General features: G+C 73.1%; 13 protein-coding genes and 1 riboswitch. Of the genes, 5 read left to right on the top strand and 8 right to left on the bottom strand.

Annotated features, from left to right (window positions below):
• Positions 1 to 8: 8 nt before the first annotated feature.
• Positions 9 to 1,631: a tetratricopeptide repeat protein gene (locus DDJ31_RS38780; RefSeq protein ID WP_206280660.1), complete on the bottom strand. Its 1,623-nt coding sequence runs from the start codon at positions 1,629 to 1,631 to the stop codon at positions 9 to 11.
• A 240-nt stretch (positions 1,632 to 1,871) separates the two neighbouring features.
• Here DDJ31_RS38780 and DDJ31_RS22610 point away from each other — a divergent pair, with 240 nt between their 5' ends.
• Together DDJ31_RS22610 and DDJ31_RS22605 are read left to right on the top strand one after the other, a co-directional pair.
• Complete coding sequence (locus tag DDJ31_RS22610) at positions 1,872 to 2,426, top strand: hypothetical protein (RefSeq protein ID WP_240678111.1); 555 nt, start codon at positions 1,872 to 1,874, stop codon at positions 2,424 to 2,426.
• Positions 2,427 to 2,830: 404 nt separating this feature from the next.
• Positions 2,831 to 3,415 (top strand): flavodoxin family protein, encoded by a 585-nt coding sequence (locus DDJ31_RS22605; RefSeq protein ID WP_127178529.1) that lies wholly within the window; start codon positions 2,831 to 2,833, stop codon positions 3,413 to 3,415.
• Between the two features lie 10 nt (positions 3,416 to 3,425).
• On the opposite strand, the gene DDJ31_RS22600 is transcribed toward DDJ31_RS22605, so the two are convergent.
• The 4 genes from DDJ31_RS22600 to DDJ31_RS22585 form a co-directional block, all read right to left on the bottom strand.
• On the bottom strand, positions 3,426 to 4,352 hold the full coding sequence (locus tag DDJ31_RS22600; RefSeq protein ID WP_127178530.1) for an ABC transporter permease: 927 nt from the start codon (positions 4,350 to 4,352) through the stop codon (positions 3,426 to 3,428).
• Positions 4,339 to 5,313: an ABC transporter ATP-binding protein gene (locus DDJ31_RS22595; RefSeq protein ID WP_127178531.1), complete on the bottom strand. Its 975-nt coding sequence runs from the start codon at positions 5,311 to 5,313 to the stop codon at positions 4,339 to 4,341. Before DDJ31_RS22595 ends, DDJ31_RS22600 begins: the two co-directional genes overlap by 14 nt.
• A 33-nt stretch (positions 5,314 to 5,346) precedes the next feature.
• Positions 5,347 to 6,588, bottom strand: coding sequence for a LolA family protein (locus DDJ31_RS22590; RefSeq protein ID WP_127178532.1), 1,242 nt, complete (start codon positions 6,586 to 6,588; stop codon positions 5,347 to 5,349).
• Positions 6,589 to 6,842: 254 nt separating this feature from the next.
• Positions 6,843 to 7,853: a polyprenyl synthetase family protein gene (locus DDJ31_RS22585; RefSeq protein WP_127178533.1), complete on the bottom strand. Its 1,011-nt coding sequence runs from the start codon at positions 7,851 to 7,853 to the stop codon at positions 6,843 to 6,845.
• Positions 7,854 to 8,069: 216 nt separating this feature from the next.
• Here DDJ31_RS22585 and DDJ31_RS22580 point away from each other — a divergent pair, with 216 nt between their 5' ends.
• The 3 genes from DDJ31_RS22580 to DDJ31_RS22570 all read left to right on the top strand — a co-directional run bounded on the left by DDJ31_RS22580 (position 8,070) and on the right by DDJ31_RS22570 (position 12,501).
• The gene (locus DDJ31_RS22580) at positions 8,070 to 9,563 is read left to right on the top strand and encodes a peptide MFS transporter (protein ID WP_431029182.1); all 1,494 of its coding nucleotides are present in this window, start codon (positions 8,070 to 8,072) and stop codon (positions 9,561 to 9,563) included.
• 16 nt (positions 9,564 to 9,579) lie between these two features.
• Entirely contained in the window at positions 9,580 to 11,577 is a 1,998-nt protein-coding gene (locus DDJ31_RS22575) for a CocE/NonD family hydrolase (RefSeq protein ID WP_127182647.1), read from the top strand.
• 273 nt (positions 11,578 to 11,850) lie between these two features.
• Positions 11,851 to 12,028: riboswitch (cyclic di-AMP (ydaO/yuaA leader) on the top strand.
• A 2-nt stretch (positions 12,029 to 12,030) separates the two neighbouring features.
• Positions 12,031 to 12,501, top strand: coding sequence for a transglycosylase SLT domain-containing protein (locus DDJ31_RS22570; RefSeq protein WP_127178535.1), 471 nt, complete (start codon positions 12,031 to 12,033; stop codon positions 12,499 to 12,501).
• A gap of 11 nt (positions 12,502 to 12,512) precedes the next feature.
• On the opposite strand, the gene DDJ31_RS22565 is transcribed toward DDJ31_RS22570, so the two are convergent.
• From DDJ31_RS22565 to DDJ31_RS22555, 3 genes are all read right to left on the bottom strand, one after another.
• The gene (locus tag DDJ31_RS22565) at positions 12,513 to 13,319 is read right to left on the bottom strand and encodes an HAD family hydrolase (RefSeq protein ID WP_127178536.1); all 807 of its coding nucleotides are present in this window, start codon (positions 13,317 to 13,319) and stop codon (positions 12,513 to 12,515) included.
• A gap of 218 nt (positions 13,320 to 13,537) precedes the next feature.
• Entirely contained in the window at positions 13,538 to 14,740 is a 1,203-nt protein-coding gene (locus tag DDJ31_RS22560; RefSeq protein ID WP_127178537.1) for an NAD(P)-binding domain-containing protein, read from the bottom strand.
• 117 nt (positions 14,741 to 14,857) lie between these two features.
• Entirely contained in the window at positions 14,858 to 16,105 is a 1,248-nt protein-coding gene (locus DDJ31_RS22555; protein WP_127178538.1) for a carboxylate--amine ligase, read from the bottom strand.
• Between the last annotated feature and the right edge of the window lie 214 nt (positions 16,106 to 16,319).

Below are 16,319 nucleotides of genomic sequence, written 5' to 3'. Positions count from 1 at the left end.
CCGGCCGCTCAGGTCGTGCGGCGGGCCCGTTCGGTCAGCCGGCCCATGCGGGCCCGCGCCGACTCCAGTTGCTCGACGTCCTCGCCGGCCGGGCCCTCCTCGGCCGCGAGGCCGGTCCACAGGCCGATCAGCTCGCCGCCCAGTTCCAGGCCCAGTTGGGGGTCGCGCACCGCGCGCCAGGCCGCGTACGCGCTCTGGACGTTGCCGTACGCCCCCTCCGCGTCACCGGAACGCCGGCGGACCGCCGCGAGGTCGAGGGACAGCCGCAGGGCATGTTCCGGGTCGCCCGCCAAGTAGGCGATGTACGCGCGGAGTTCACGCAGCCCGAGCACCTCGGGGTGGTCGGGTCCGAGCACCCCCGACGCCTCCGTGACGGTCCCCTCCGCCAGCTCCGCCGCCGCCTCTATGCGCCCTTCCCGCACGGCCTCGTTGATCCGCTCCATCGGCTCCCCGAGCACGCGGGGCGTCTCGTCGGCGGGTCCGGCGCCGAGCACCGCCTCCGCCACGGCGTCGAAGCCACGGGCGGGAGCGGGCCTGGAGTCGGGCTCGGGCTCGGCGAGGGAGGCGGGGAGCAGCGGGGACGAGGTGAGGGAGCGCGGGGAGGCGGCGGGCGGCGCCGGGTCCGCCGGTACGGCCGCGAGCGTGTCGGCGGACTGCGGCGCCATGGCCGCGGGCGCGGCGGCGGGCGGGAACCCGTACGCCGGTGCGGACGGGACGGACGGGACGGACGGAACGGACGGTGTTGACGAGGGCGGTGTGGTCGAAGAAGGCGGTGTGGTCGAAGAGCGCGACGCGGTGGAGGTGACGGGCGGGACGGGCGTGGCAGGTTGGGCGTACGGGGCGGTGGGACCCGGGTAGGGCGCGGAACCGGTCGTCCCACTCGCCATCGGACCCGCCGGCCCGCCCCCCACGGAACCCGGCGTCCCGTCCCGCGTGGGCACCGCGTCCATCCTCGGTGGCGGGCCGAACTCGCCGAGCGGTGCCGCTGCCGTGCCGGGACCGCGGGCCCCGGTGGGCGCGGGCAGCGTCCGCAGCGAGAACGTCGGCGAGGGCTCGACCGACTCCCGCGCCACCGCCCGCATCGGGAACGTCGGGACGTTCTCCCCCGACGTTCCCGGCGACGGCGACGGCGACGGCGACGGCGACGGCGACGGCGACGGCGACGGCGACGGCGACGGCGACAACGGTGCCGATGGTGCCGACGGCGTCCGCTCCGCCACCGCCCGCAGCGGAGCCGTCGGCGCCGCCCCGAGGGCCGGGCCACCGGTGGTGCGCAGTACGCGGGTCGGCTCGTCGGGCGTCGAGGGCTCCGGCCGCTCCCGGGGTCCCGCCGGCATCCGCACCGGCTCGCCCGCCAGGTCGCTGGCGCCGTCCGGTTCGACCCGCAGGGGGACGACGTACCCGATGCGCTCGTCGTGGACCGTCGCGTGGACGGCGTGTCCGGTGGCGCGGGCGATGCGCTGGAGGTGGTTCAGGACCGCCTGCTGGACCTCCTCGCCCGACGCGGCCGCGATCGGCACCCCGCCGACGGAGGCGCTCGCCTCCGTGGAGTCGGTGCCTGACGCGGAGACACGGACGTCGATCGGCGCCGCAACCAGCGCCCGCTTCTTGTCGCGGCTGGGTCGAGACATCGGTTCCCTCACTCGGATGTGTCGAGGACTGGGCTGACGGCGACACGTTCGGGCTCCATGGTGCTCCCTCCCGCCGCCGGGTCCCCGTTCCCCCGGCATCAAGATCCGATCCCTCGCTCACTGTCGAGTTTCTCCGGTCACCCCCCGTTCTGACGTCACCGGGACGTCACAGACTCGTTCCAGGAAGCAGCGCGGCCAGGATCGGGGTGTGCCGGGGCCGCCGCGGGAGAGGAGAGCCGCATGGGCAGGCGCAGAGGCGACGACGACGGCGACGGCGGAGGGCGGGAGCGGCCGGGGGCACCCGGGCCGGAGATCTGGGTGCGCGGGCCCGTCGACCTGCCGGAGGACCCCGACCCCGTCGCCCTCCCGCGGGCGGAACCGCGCCGCTACTCCTGGGTCGGCACGCACGGCGGCGCCGGTGTCTCCACCCTCGCCACGGTCTACGGGGGCCACGACTGCGGGCGCGACTGGCCCGCCCCCGACGCGCCCCGCTCGGTGCTGCTCGTCGCCCGCACCCACGCCTCGGGGCTGGCGTCCCTGCTGCGCACGCTGGAGATGTTCCGGCGCGGGCAGGTGCCCGCCGGGCTGGACCTGGACGGGGTGGCGCTGGTCGCGGACGGGCAGGGACGGCTGCCGAGGCCGCTGGAGCGGCAGGCGCGGCTGATCGAGGCCACCGTCGACGCGTACCGCGTGCCGTGGGTGACGGCCTGGCGCCTCGGCGACCTGAGCGGCACACCGCCCCGGGAGACGACGGCCCTGGCGCGCCTGACGGGAACCCCCACCCGAGGCAGGTGAGGGCCCGGGGCGCACCCTCGTCGCCTCTGCCGCTCCGGTCCTGGCCCACGGCCCTTGGACCTCTTCCGCCTCTTGGGCCTCTTGGGCCTCTTGGGCCTCTTGGGCCTCCTTCGCCTTTCCGCCACCTGGGCCTCTTCCGCCCCCTGGACCTCTTTCACCTCTGGGCCTCTGCGCCTCCGCGCCTCCGCGCCTCCGCGACCTTGAGACCCAAGAATTCCCGCGCGCCCGCACCCCCTCCGCACCCCCGGTATCCCCGCGCCGACTGACCCGCCCCGCGCCCCCGGTATCCCCGCGCCCCGCACCCCTGGCGCCCGGTACTTGCACATGCATAAAATGCAGACGCACTAAAATGCAGACGCACCTAAACCCCTGCCAGGATTCCCCGCCTCTCCCCAGGAGTCCCCATGACCCGCCGCTTCCTCTTCGTACTGGGCAGCAGCCGTGGCGACGGCAACACCGAGCTGCTCGCCCGGCGGGCCGCCGAGCAGTTGCCCGCCGGTGTCGAGCAGCGGTGGATCAGCCTCGCCGAGCACCCGCTGCCCGACTTCGAGGACCTGCGCCACGACAGCGACCACGTCCGCCCCACCGAGGGGCCCGCCGCGCTGCTGCTCGACGCCACGCTCGCCGCGACCGACCTGGTCATCGCCTCGCCGCTGTACTGGTACTCCGTCTCCGCGCACACCAAGCGCTACCTCGACCACTGGTCGGGGTGGCTGCGCACGCCGGGCGTCGACTTCAAGGCGACGATGGCCGGCCGCACCCTGTGGGGCGTCTCCGCGCTCGCCCACGAGGAGACGGTGGTCGCCGATCCACTGGCCGGCACGCTGCGCAACTCGGCGGCCTATCTGGGGATGCGGTTCGGCGGTGTGCTGCTCGGCAACGGCAGCAAGCCGGGCGATGTGCTGCACGACACCGAGGCGCTGGCCCGCGCCAAGACCTTCTTCGGCCAGGACGCGCCGCCCGCCCGCTTCCCCTACGAGGAAGCCTGAGCGTCGCCGACTAGGTGCTGATGTCCTTCGTCGTGAAGCGTGCCCAGGCCGCCGTGCCGAACACGGCCGCGTACAGGGCCTGCACGCCGAGGTTGCGCAGCAGGTCGTCCCAGTAGACCGGCTCCCGCATCAGATCGGCGAAGGACAGCCAGTAGTGGGAGAAGAAGTACGGCTGGATCGCGTGCAGTTGGGGGATCTGGTCGAGGATCTGGACGGTGATCAGCAGGCCCACCGTCGTCGCCATCGCCGCGATGCCGCTGTGCGTGAGGGTGGAGACGAAGAGGCCGAGGGCCGCGACGCCGATCAGCGACGCGGCGACGACCAGCGCGATCAGCAGCGCCCGCGACAGGCCCTCGCCGAACGTGATCCGGGTGCCGGAGATCGTCGTCAGATCGCCCAGCGGGAACAGGATCGCCCCGACGATCAGCGCCGAGAGCGCCACGACCAGCGTCGCCAGGACGCAGAACGCCATCGTCGTCGCGTACTTGGTGAGCAGCAGGCGGGTGCGTCCGGCCGGGGCGACCAGCAGATAGCGCAGGGTGCCCGCGCTCGCCTCGCCCGCGACGGCGTCCCCGGCGATCACCCCGACCGCCATCGGCAGGAAGAACGGGAGGGTCGCGGCCAGCGCGGTGAAGACCAGGAAGAGGCCGTTGTTGGTGATCTGCGCGATGAACGCCGGTCCCCCGCCGCCGGGTCCGCCGCCCGCCGAAGCGCTGTCGCCGGTCTCGATCCTGACCGCGATCCCGACCAGCACCGGCACCGCGGCCAGCACGCCCAGCAGGGCGAGGGTGCGCCAGCGGCGCAGGGTGGTGAGCAGTTCGCTGCGCAGCAGCCCGAGGGTCCACAGCGGGTGGGGCCAACGGGCGGGCGGCGCGACGGCCGCGGCGTTGTCGGCGGCATCGGCCGCATCGGCGGCAGGTGTGTCAGCCCGCGACATCGAAGCCCTCCCCGGTGAGCGCCACGAACGCGTCTTCGAGCGAGGCGCGTTCGACGCCGAAGCCGCGGACCCGGACGCCCGCGGCCACCAGCGCGGCGTTCACCTCGGCGAGGTCGCGTTCGGGCGGGTCCGCGGTGACCTGGTCGTCGGCGGCCACCACGTCCCCCGCGCCCTGTTCCTTCAGCACCCTGGCCGCCTCCCCGGTGTCGGGTGTCGTCACGGTCAGCCGGCCGCGGGCGCCCGCCGCGAGGTCGGCGACCGCGCCCTGGACGATCAGCCGGCCGCGCGCCATGACGGCCGCGTGCGTGCAGACCTGCTCGATCTCGTCGAGGAGGTGGGAGGAGAGGAAGACGGTCGTGCCGTCGGACGCCAACTCCCGTACCAGGGAGCGGATCTCGCGCATCCCCTGGGGGTCGAGGCCGTTGGTCGGCTCGTCCAGGACGAGCAGCCTGCGGGGCTGGAGCAGCGCGCAGGCGAGTCCGAGGCGCTGCTTCATGCCCAGGGAGTACGCCTTGGCCTTCTTGCCCGCCGCCGCCGTGAGCCCGACCCGTTCGAGCGCCGATCCGGCCCGAGCGCGCCGGGTGCGCGGGTCGGCGGTGGGGTCGGCGGCGTCGTAGCGCAGCAGGTTGTCCCGGCCGCTGAGGTGGCCGTAGAGGGCCGGGCCCTCGATGAGGGCGCCGATGTGCGGCAGGACGGTGCGGGCGGCGCCCGGCATGGCGCTGCCGAGGACGCGCGCGGTGCCCGAGGTGGGGGCGATCAGGCCCATCAGCATGCGGATGGTGGTGGTCTTGCCCGAACCGTTCGGGCCGAGGAAGCCGAAGACGCTGCCCGCCGGGACGGTCAGGTCGAGACCGTCGACGGCGAGCTGTCCGCCGCGGTAGCGCTTGGTCAGTCCGCGGGTGGCGATGACACCGGCGCCCGCGTCCTGCCGCTCCGCCTCGGTGGCGGACCGTGCGTCCATCGGCTCCCTCGATCCGTCATGCCGCCGCGCGGCTCACTTCGCCGCGTCGGCCGCCTTCACCAGCGCGTCCTTGGTGACGGCGCCGACGTAGACCTTGCCGTCGTCCGTGACCAGGGCGTTGATCAGCCGGGTGGACAGCACGGTGCCCGAGCCGAAGGAGCCCTTGACCTTGTCGCCGAGGGAGCCCGCGAGGCCACCGAGCGCGCCGAGGTCGCCGCCGGAGCCGCCGGACCCGCCCTGGCCGGTGTCGAAGGCGGCGATGGAGTCCCAGCCGTCCCCGATGACGTTCACTCCGTCCAGGCTGTCGCGGCCGGCGCGGCCCTCGACGCCCTTCGCGGCGTCCGTGCCCTGCTTGCCGTGCTTCTCGGCCTTGCCCGACCTGGTGCCGTGCTCCGCGTCCGCGCCCTCGGTGACCTTCGCGCCCTTGGGCGGGGTGAAGTCGAAGGTCGAGGCGGCCGGCTTGGCGAAGCTGACCTTGGTGAAGCCCGCGTCGACCACCGCGGCGCCGCCGGTCGCCGGGGTCAGCGTGAACTTCAGCGGCAGGCCCGTCCTGGCGTCCACGGCGACACTGATCGCGCCGACCGTGGTGTCCGCGTCCTTCGGCTTGATGAGCAGCTTGTAGGTGTCGCGTCCGGCGACGTGCGCGGTGCCGTCGACGGTCACCGAGGTGGTGCCGTCGACCGCCTTCAGGGCGTCCTTGGTGAGCTGCTCGGGCGTGGCGGGCGGCTCGGTCTCCTCGGCCTTGCCGGAGGCCGTGCCGGTGGTGGCGTGGTAGACCTCGTTGGACTTGCTGTCGTAGCCCCAGACGTCGTCGCCGTTGTGGACGACGCTGTACTCCGCCGCGTTCTCCAGGATGGAGAGCTTCTGCCGGTCGGGGCCGTCGGCCGCGACGCGCAGGGTGTGGGTGCCGGTGGCCAGCTCGGCGAGCTTGGCGGTGGGGTCGGCGGCCGAGCCGTCGCCCGAGCCGGTCGCGCCGGACGCCAGGCCGCCGGTCAGTCCGCCGAGGTCGGGCAGGCCGAGGTCGGTGCTGACCTTGACGGTGCCGGAGATCTGCTGGACGTCGGACGCGGCGATCTTCTCTATGAGCTGCTGCGCGCTGATCGCGGGCAGGTCGGGGTCGCCGGAGTCGGCGAGCGCCGGGACGAGCCCGATGGTGACCGCGGCCACCCCCACCACCGCGACCGGAACCGCGTACCGCGCGGCCCTGCGCCGGCCGGGGCGCCGGTCGTCGGTGCCCGGCGCGGTCGTGCTGTCGTCGGATTCGTACGGTGCCATGTGTGCCCTACCTCCGTCGTCGGTGGCGGCCTGTCCGACTGCGCGCGTCGTCCACCCCCGAGCCGCCATTCTCACCCGAATCGGTGAGGAGTGGTGTTTCCCGTGGTGTCCATCTCACCAATTCGGGCCGGATCAGTCGTCAGACCGCGGAGCCAACTCCGGGTACGCCTCCGGTATGACGGAGGCGGGCCGGAGACCGGCCCGACCCGTAGGGGTGCCCCCGGGGGCCGTGCGGGAGCGCGGGCCCGCGGGCGCTAGCCGGCCCGGTGCACCACCGCGTCGCACAGCTCCATCAGGGCCGCCCGCGCGTCGCACTCGGGCAGCGGGGCCAGGGAGGCGCGGGCGTCCTTGGCGTAGCGGACGGTGTCCTTGCGGGCCTGTTCGAGGGCCGGGTGGGCACGCAGGGCCATCAGGGCCTCGGTGTGCCGGGCGTCGTCCGTCAGGTCGGAGTCCAGCAGCGCGCACAGGGCGATGTCCTCGGCCAGGCCGAGCCTGGCCGCCCGCTCGCGCAGCCGCAGCACGGGCAGCGTCGGGATGCCCTCGCGCAGGTCGGTGCCCGGGGTCTTGCCGGACTCGCGGGAGTCGGAGGCGATGTCGAGGACGTCGTCGGCGAGCTGGAAGGCGATGCCGAGCCGTTCCCCGTACTGGGTGAGGACGTCGACGACCGTGTCGTCGGCGCCGGACATCATCGCGCCGAACCGGCAGGCGACGGCGACCAGGGAGCCGGTCTTGCCGCCGAGCACGTCCAGGTAGTGGTCGACCGGGTCGCGGCCGTCCTGCGGGCCCGCGGTCTCCAGGATCTGGCCGGTGACCAGGCGTTCGAACGCCTCGGCCTGCACCCGTACCGCCTCGGGGCCGAGGTCGGCCAGGATGTGTGACGCGCGCGCGAAGAGGAAGTCGCCGGTCAGGACCGCGACCGAGTTGCCCCAGCGGGTGTTGGCGCTGTCGACGCCGCGCCGCACGGTGGCCTCGTCCATGACGTCGTCGTGGTACAGCGTGGCGAGGTGGGTCAGCTCCACGACCACGGCGGACGGCACGATGCCGGGCGCGTGGCGGTCGCCGAACTGGGCGGCGAGCATGACGAGGAGTGGCCGGAACCGCTTTCCGCCGGCGCGCACCAGGTGCTGGGCGGCCTCGGTGATGAAGGGGACCTCACTCTTGGTGGCTTCGAGCAATCCCTCCTCGACAGCCGTCAATCCGGCCTGGACGTCGGCTTCCAGAGCCTGGTCCCGCACGCTCAGCCCGAACGGCCCGACGACGGTCACGAGGGGTCTCCTGTCTGCTGGTGTCCACTGGCGGCTACACGGTTTGTCGATAGGTCGCTGACGTCACTCAAGTCAGCGTATCCGGTCACCTTTCGATCACCCATGCCGCCCACCGGTCCACCACGGGCGGTATGGGATCACGACCGGTATGTTTTTGATCACTTGATATGGATGACTATTCAGCGACTTTGATGGAAGTAATGCAGCGTGTCGCATATTGACGGTGATATCCAGCCGGACAGCAAACCCCCGCCCGAGGACGACCACGCCTTCTTCGGGCAGCCCAGGGGGCTGCTGACGCTCTCCGGTCTCGAGGTCTGGGAGCGGTTCTCGTTCCTCGGTATGCAGGCCATCCTCGTCCTGTACTTCGCCGACTCCGTCGCCCACGACGGCCTCGGCATGTCGCCCGGCACCGCGGCCTCCGTCTCGGCCGCCTACGGCACCCTCGTCTATCTGGTGTCGGTGGCGGGCGGCTGGCTCGCCGACCGCATCCTCGGCTCCTACCGCGCGGTGCTGTGGGGCGGCATTCTGATCGCCTGCGGACACTACGCGATGGCGGTGCCCACGGCCGCCATGACCTGGGTGGGCCTCGGCCTGATCAGCGCCGGCACCGGGCTGCTCAAACCGAACGTCGCCACCATGGTCGGCAAGCTGTACCGCACCGACGACGAGCGCCGGGACGCCGGGTTCGCGCTCTACTACATGGCGATCAACATCGGCGCCTTCGCGGGACCGCTGATCACCGGCTGGCTCGGCGACCACCAGGGCTGGCACTGGGGCTTCTCGGCCGCCGCCGTCGGCATGACGTTCGGGCTGGTCCAGTACGTGGCGGGCCGCCGCCACCTGGCCGGGCGGAAGCACTCCGCGGAGTTCGCGCTGGCCCCCGACGCGCTGCGCCGGGCGGTACGGATGATCATCGTCGGCGCGGTGGCCGTGGCCGTCGTCGCCACGTTCCTCGCGCTCGCCGGGTGGCTCACCATCGGCCGGTTCGTCGACGTGCTCACCGTCCTGTCGGTGATCGCGCCCGTCGTCTACTTCGCGGTGATGTTCAGGAGCCCGCGGGTGACGGCCGAGGAGCGCGGCCGGCTGCGCCCCTACGTGGTGCTCTTCCTCGCCTCGACGGTCTTCAACTTCATCCTCTTCCAGGCCTACTCGACGATGATCCTGCTGGCCTCCACGAACGCCGAGACGACCATCTTCGGCTTCCACTTCCCGGCCAGCTGGTACGCGTCCGCGCTCGGCGCCTTCGAGGTCGGGCTCGCGCCGCTGGTCGCCGCCGTGTGGGTGCGGATGGGACCGCGGCAGCCGCACGCCTCCAACAAGATCGCCATCGGCGTCGTCCTCGGCGGTCTGTCGTTCCTGCTGATGGTGCTGCCCACCTCCGGCCACTCCGGGGACGACTACCTGATGTCCGTCTGGTGGATCGTGGGCTCCTACCTGCTGCTGGGGCTCGGCGACATCCTGCTGGAGACCTCCGGCATGTCGGCCACCACCAAGCTGGCCCCGGCCGCCTTCTCCAGCCAGACCATGTCCCTCTGGTTCCTGTCGCTCGCCCTCGCCAACGGCATCCAGGCCCAGACGGTCAAGTACTACGACCACGTCTCCAAACCGGCCTACTTCGGCGTCAACGGCGCGATCGCGGTGGCCGCGGGCCTCGCCGTGATCGCCGCCGCGCCGTGGCTGCGCCGCACCATGCACCCCGTTCACTGAGGTCACCGCCATGAGCCTGCACATCCGTACCTCCTTCCCCTTCGAGACGACCCACGAGGACGTGCGCATCCCGCTGTCCGACGGGACCCTGCTGTACGCGCGCGTGTGGCGCCCGCTGACCGACGAGCCGGTGCCGGCGCTCCTGGAGTACCTGCCGTACCGGCTGACCGACTGGACCGCGCCCCGCGACGCCCAGCGCCACCCCTGGTACGCGGGCCACGGCTACGCCTCCGTCCGGGTCGACGTGCGCGGGCACGGCAACAGCGAGGGGCTGCCCACCGACGAGTACTCGGCGACGGAGCTGGCGGACGGGGTGGAGGTCGTCGAGTGGCTGGCCGCGCAGCCCTGGTGCACCGGCAAGGTCGGCATGTTCGGCATCTCCTGGGGCGGCTTCAACTCCCTCCAGATCGCGGCCCTCGCGCCCGAGGCGCTGAAGGCGGTCGTCACGGTCTGCTCGGCGGACGACCGCTATGACAACGACGTGCACTACATGGGGGGTTCGGTCCTCGCGGTGGACATGCACGCGTGGGCCGCGACCATGCTCGCGTTCGTCTCCCGGCCGCCGGACCCGGCCTACGCGGGCGACGGCTGGCGGGAGACCTGGCTGCGGCGGCTCGCGGCCGTCGAGCCCTTCTCGCACACCTGGCTGGCGCACCAGACCCGGGACGCGTACTGGCGGCACGGCAGCGTCTGCGAGGACTACGGCGCGATCAAGGCCGCCGTCCTCGCCGTCGGCGGCTGGCACGACCCCTACCGCGACACCGTGCTGCGGCTCGCCGAACACCTCCCCGCCGACCGGGTGCGCGGCCTCATCGGCCCCTGGTCCCACCAGTACCCCGACCGCGGCCTCCCCCCGGGACCCGCCATCGGCTTCCTCCAGGAGACCCTCCGCTGGTGGGACCACTGGCTCAAGGACACCGACACCGGCGTCATGGCCGAACCCCTGCTGCGCTCCTGGATCAGCGACTCGCACGCTCCGGCGACCGTCCACGAGACGCTGCCGGGCCGCTGGGTGGGCGAGCCGTCGTGGCCCTCGCCGCACGTCACGACCGTCGCCTACGGCCTCCAGGGCGCCCCCTCGCTGGTCCGCTCGCCGCAGCACACGGGCGTCGACGCGGGCCGGTTCTTCCCGTTCGGCAACGACGCCGACCTGCCGCCCGACCAGCGCGAGGAGGACGCCCGCTCGGCGTGCTTCGAGTTCGCGGTGGGCGAGGAGACCTGGGTGCTGGGGCGGCCGAGGGTGCGGCTGCGGCTGACCGCGCACGCGCCGCGCGGCCAGGTGGTGGCGCGGGTCTGCGACGTCGCTCCCGACGGGTCCTCGACGCTGGTCACCCGGGGTGTCCTGAACCTCTCCGCGCGCCACGGCCGGGACCGGGTGGTGCCGTGGTCGCCCGGTGCGGTCGAGGACGTCGAGTTCGAGCTGAACGGCATCGGGCACGCCTTCCCGCCCGGCCACCGCATCCGGCTCGCCGTCTCCTCCGCGTACTGGCCGTGGATCTGGCCGCAGCCAGGCTCGGAGGCGGGCTTCACCCTCGACCCGGCGGGCAGCTACCTCGAACTCCCGGTGCGCCGCCGGGAGTCGCCGTCGCCCGCGATCTCCTTCGACGAGCCGGAGCAGGCGCCGCCGCTCGGGGTGAACTTCCCCGCCACCCTGGACGAGCCGCGGCCCGAGCGGCTGGTCGTGCGGGACGTCGCGGCGGGCACCTGGCGGCTGGAGGTCGACCCGCGCTACGGCGGCACGCGCGTGTACCCCGACGGCCTGGAGTTCACCGAGGACGCGCTGGAGACGTACACCGTCCAGGAGGCCGACCCGCTCTCCGCCCGCACCCGGTCCGACTGGTCGATCCGGCTGCACCGGCCCGAGCTGGGCTGGGACACCGCCGTCCGCACCCGTTCGGAGATCACCGCCGACGGTAACGACTTCATCACCTTCGACGAGGTGATCTGCACGGAGGGCGACGAGGTCCTCTTCCACCGGACCTGGGAGAAGCGGATTCCACGCACAGCCGGTTAAAGGCGAGTTGGGGTCATTGCCCGATTTGCCATACTTGGCGATTCCAGTGAGTTGGCTCACGCCGCGGCGCGCGCGGACCTCCGTCCCGCGCGGCGCGGCGCTCCTTGTGCGCCAAGGGGAGTTGACCCTTGGCGAGTGCAAAGGATCAAGCACCCCAAACCACCCTGATCAAGGTCAACCGGTCCGATGTGTGAATCCGGCACTTGTTCCGGACATGTGCTCTCGCATACGTTCCCGGCCTGTCGGGTGGACGCCTAATCCTGCCGCCGCCCGTACACCCATTCACCGAACGAACTCACGCACGGCAGGAGCGGGGGAACCAGGTAAGTCGCCGGACCGGGCCAGCGCCCGTGACGGCTAGGGGTGAAGTCGCACCGCCTGACAGCGGCGCGGCCGGGCAGCTCCCGCCCGAACCCGACAGCTCACCTCGCAGGCGACGGAGAGGAAACCGCCATGCCCGCCATCGCTCCCCGCCGCTCGCGCCTCGCCCGCAAGCTCGCCGTCCTCGGCACCGGCGCCGCCGTGCTCGCCCTCCCGGTCATCGGCGCCACCAGCGCTTCGGCCGCCGAACCGACCACGGCGACCGCCACCTCGCTCGGCTACTCGAACAACCTCGACGGCTGGATCCGCGCCTCGCTGTCCGTGATGGCCCAGAAGGGCATCCCCGGCACGTACAACGGCATCTACCGCAACGTGATCCGCGAGTCCTCCGGCAACCCCAACGCCATCAACAACTGGGACTCGAACGCCGCCGCGGGCATCCCCTCCAAGGGCCTGCTCCAGGTGATCGACCCGACCTTCGCCGCGTACCACGTCTCCGGGACCGTCTACGACCCGTACGACCCGGTCGCCAACATCACGGCCGCGTGCAACTACGCGGCGGCCAGGTACGGCTCGATCGACAACGTGTACGGCGCCTACTAGGCCGACCGCACTCAGTCGAAGATTCGTTCGAGGACGACGGCGATGCCGTCGTCCTCGTTCGACGAGGTGACCTCGTCGGCCACCCGCTTCAGTTCGGGATGGGCGTTGGCCATGGCGACCCCGTGGGCGGCCCACTCGAACATCGGAATGTCGTTCGGCATGTCCCCGAAGGCGATCGTCTCGTCCGGGCCGAGACCCAGGTGGTCGGCGGCCAGCGCAAGACCGGTCGCCTTCGTGATGCCGGATGGCTGGAGTTCGACGGTGCCGGGCCCCGACATCGTCACCGTGGCGAGGGAATCGACCACCGACCGCGCGATCCCCGCCAACTCGTCGTCGGACAGCTCGGGATGGCGCAGCAGCACCTTGCTGATCGGCGCGGACCACAGGTCGGCACGGCGCGCGACCCGCACCGCGGGCAGCGTCGGGTGCGGCATCCGGTAGCCGGGCTCGATCAGGGTCAGGCCGTCCACCCCGTCCTGGTCGACGGCCGCGTACACCTGGCCGACCTCCGCCTCGATCTTGCCGAGCGCGGTCTCGGCCAGCTCCCGGTCCAGGGTGACCGACCAGAGCAGCCGGTCCGCGCCCGCGTCGTACACCTGCGCTCCCTGGCCGCACACCGCGAGCCCCCTGCTGTGCAGGTCGTCGAGGAGCGGGCGCACCCGGGGCGCCGGGCGGCCCGTCACGACCAGATGCCGGGCGCCGGCGGCCGCCACCCGGGCGAGCGCGGCGCGGGACCGGTCGGACAGCGTGTCGTCGCCTCTGAGGAGGGTGCCGTCCAGGTCGGTGGCGATGAGTGCGTATGCGAGGGGTGCGGCCATGATCAGAGAATACGGACCGGACGCCCCACCGACTCAGCGGCGAACCGGACGACGACGCGGTTCACCGCGGCCCCGTCCGCATCAGGCCAACTTCCCTGTGTCTTTAGCGCCTTCGGCCCCCGCGGACGCGGTTCGCGGTGGGCGGTTCGGCGTCCGACGCGTGCGCCGGGCCGAGCCGCCCCCACCGGGCCCGCTCCCCCGGCGCTCACCCGGCCCGCTCAGCCGTGGGCCGCCGCCAGGTGCCGCGCCAGCCTCGGCGAGGCGAACGCCGTCCCGCACACGAACCGCATCACCGGACCGTACGACGACGCCGCGGGCAGCCCCGTGAAGTACAGGCCGGGCACCGAGGAGACGTACCCGGCGCCCAGCCGCGGGGCGCCCCTGCTGACCGCGAGACGGGTGCGCAGCCCCTCGCCGAGGAAGTCCATCGCGGCGAGGTCCACCCGGTAGCCCGTCGCGGCCAGCACATGGTCGGCGGTGAGCCGCTCCACGCCCCCGCCGTGGGTGCGCACGGTCAGCGTCGCGCCGCCGCCCGCCGCCTCGGCGCCCACGATCCGCTCGACGTCGCTGACCGCCACCCGGCCCTCGAACCGCTCCCGCAGCCACCAGGCGCCGAGCGGGCCGAGCACCCTGCGCACCAGATGGTGGCGGGTGCGCTCGGGCAGATACCGGTAGGGCTGCGGATGGTAGCTGAGCGCCCACAGCGACCAGGCCCGGCCGAACGGCGACTCGGGGCGCAGCCTCGGCTGCTCCCACGGCGGCGCCCCGAAGGCGACCCGGCCCCGGCCGCGCGCCACCACCCGCACCCGCGCGCCGGCCTCCGCGGCCAGCACCGCCGTCTCCAGCGCGGACTGGCCCGCGCCGACCACGATCAGCTCCCGGCCCGCGTACCGGGTGAGGTCGTGGTGCTGGGAGCTGTGCGAGACCGGGCCCGCGGGCGCGCATCCGGCGGGCGCGGCCGCGGCCAGCTCGGGCGGCAGCTGCGCAAGACCGGAGAGCCCGGTCGCCACGACGACCGCGCGGGCGGTGAACGACTCGCCTGAGTCCAGCTTCAGTTCGAAGCCGCCGTCGGTGCGCCGGTCCACCGCGACCACCCTGACCCGTTCGAGCCCCGGCACCTGCCGTCGCTGGAACCACTCGCCGTAGGCGGTGAACGTCTCCACCGGGATGATGTCCTCGTCGGTGACCAGGGGCGAAAGGCCCGCCTCGGCGCAGTAGTCGGCGAGGGTGTGGCCGGGCAGCGGGCAGTCGAGGTTCGAGGCGGCCGGGGTCGACTTCAGGAGCATGCCGGCCGGCATGTGGTCGCGCCAGGCGACCATCGGCTCGCCGAAGACCCGCACGGGTATCCCGCGCGCTCGCAGATGGGCGGCGGTCGACAGGCCGAACGGCCCGGCGCCGATGACAGCTACCGGTGTGATCACGAAGTCCTCCCCAGGACGTCTCTCTCGTCACTTCGCGCCCTGTCCGGGCGGCCGGACGCGCCCCACGGGGTGACCGGCCGTCCCGTCCGCCGTGCGACGGGAATCGCCGGACGCGCGCTAACCGCCCGAACGGGTCGTGCCGCCGCGGCGGTTGGTCCGCCACAGCTCGTAGAGGTGCGCGGCGCCCGGCCGCAGCGAGCGCGCGAGCATGGTGAGGAACGGCAGCGGGTCGTCCCCCGCGAGCCAGGCCAGTTCCGTGCCGCTCGCGCGGGCCGGGGCGTGCGGGGTGGTGTAGCCGCTGCGCCGGTAGGCGAGCAGCGCGGGCAGGTCGATGTTCTCCACGATGTACCGGTGCCCTGCCCGCTGTTCACCCTCGGGAACGGGGCGCCCGGTCAGGTCGAGGTGCAGGGCACGCACCACGTCCACCCCGGAGCCGCTCTCGAACAGCCGGAACTGGGCGCCCATCCGCGGGTTGAAGTCGAGCAGCTTGTAGAGGCCGTCGCGCCGGTCGTAGCGCAGGTCGAGGTCGATGATCCCGGTGAAGCCGATCCGCTTGATGAAACGCGCGGCGAGGTCGGCGAGTTCCGGGTTGTCGACGACGTACGCGTGGGCCGTCATCCCGGCGTGCGGCGGCCAGGAGCGGACCTTCACGCCGGTGAACATCGCGCGCGGGGTGGAGTCCCGGTCGAAGTAGGCGTGCACGATCCAGTCCTCGGCCTCCTCGCGCGGCAGGTACTCCTGGAGGATCACGCCGGGCCGCTCGCCCCAGTCGCGGGCGAGGGCGAGCAGGCCCTCGCGGGTGCCGATCCTGGTGGTGCCGCGGACCGCGGGCCTGCTGCGGCGCAGGAACGCCTCCCGGTTCTTGGCGACCACCGGGAACCGCGCCTTCTCGGCGAACGCGGCGATGTCGTCGTAACCGCGCGGGAAGGCGGTCGCCGGGCTCGGCACGCCGTGTTCCTCGCACAGTTCGTGCAGGCCCTGCTTGCTGGCCAGGCGGCGCGGCAGGTCCGCCTCGACGGGCGGGAGGAGGAACGGTCCGGCGAGCGCGTCCTGGTGCTCGGCGATCAGGACGGCGGCCTCCTCGTCGGTCGGCACCAGCACCGTCGGCCTGCCGATCAGGTGCCCGATCCGCAGCAGCCCCTCGACCAGCCGCTCCGGCGCCTCGCCGCCCGAGGTCGGCCAGACGAACGCCCTGCGCAGGTAGCGGGAGGCGGCGGCGGGCGTGCCGCGGTCCTCGGTGATCGCGTACATCGGCACACCGAGCCGGCCGAGACTGCGGATGGCGCCCACTCCGCCGTGGTGCAGCGGGTAGCCGCCGAACTTGACGATCAGACCCGGAACCTCGCGGTCCGCCTCGAACGGCACACTGGTGCTCCTGGCCACGGGTCCCCCCACGCGCTCCCCCTACGGACCGGACCCACCCCGTCCGTGTCCCCAAAGGACGCTAAGCCGGAATTGCGACTTCCGACAAGGCCAATTCGGACATTGCAAACTCTTTAGACACTGCCCAGGAGCGCCGACTCACCCGTAACGTGTGGCCAGGCCACTTGTCAGCACCCGACACATGGTGAGAGCGAGG

It is taken from the genome of Streptomyces griseoviridis (assembly GCF_005222485.1).
In the GTDB taxonomy this organism is placed as follows: domain Bacteria; phylum Actinomycetota; class Actinomycetes; order Streptomycetales; family Streptomycetaceae; genus Streptomyces; species Streptomyces hintoniae.
The sequence above is the reverse complement of the archived record's forward strand: the minus strand, read 5'-3'. Positions and strand labels throughout refer to the sequence as shown.

Coding starts and splice junctions, on each gene's coding strand:
- DDJ31_RS38780 (WP_206280660.1), bottom strand. CDS start 1,631: ATGTCTCGACCCAGCCGCGACAAGAAGCGGGCGCTGGTTGCGGCGCCG.
- DDJ31_RS22610 (WP_240678111.1), top strand. CDS start 1,872: ATGGGCAGGCGCAGAGGCGACGACGACGGCGACGGCGGAGGGCGGGAG.
- DDJ31_RS22605 (WP_127178529.1), top strand. CDS start 2,831: ATGACCCGCCGCTTCCTCTTCGTACTGGGCAGCAGCCGTGGCGACGGC.
- DDJ31_RS22600 (WP_127178530.1), bottom strand. CDS start 4,352: ATGTCGCGGGCTGACACACCTGCCGCCGATGCGGCCGATGCCGCCGAC.
- DDJ31_RS22595 (WP_127178531.1), bottom strand. CDS start 5,313: ATGGACGCACGGTCCGCCACCGAGGCGGAGCGGCAGGACGCGGGCGCC.
- DDJ31_RS22590 (WP_127178532.1), bottom strand. CDS start 6,588: ATGGCACCGTACGAATCCGACGACAGCACGACCGCGCCGGGCACCGAC.
- DDJ31_RS22570 (WP_127178535.1), top strand. CDS start 12,031: ATGCCCGCCATCGCTCCCCGCCGCTCGCGCCTCGCCCGCAAGCTCGCC.
- DDJ31_RS22565 (WP_127178536.1), bottom strand. CDS start 13,319: ATGGCCGCACCCCTCGCATACGCACTCATCGCCACCGACCTGGACGGC.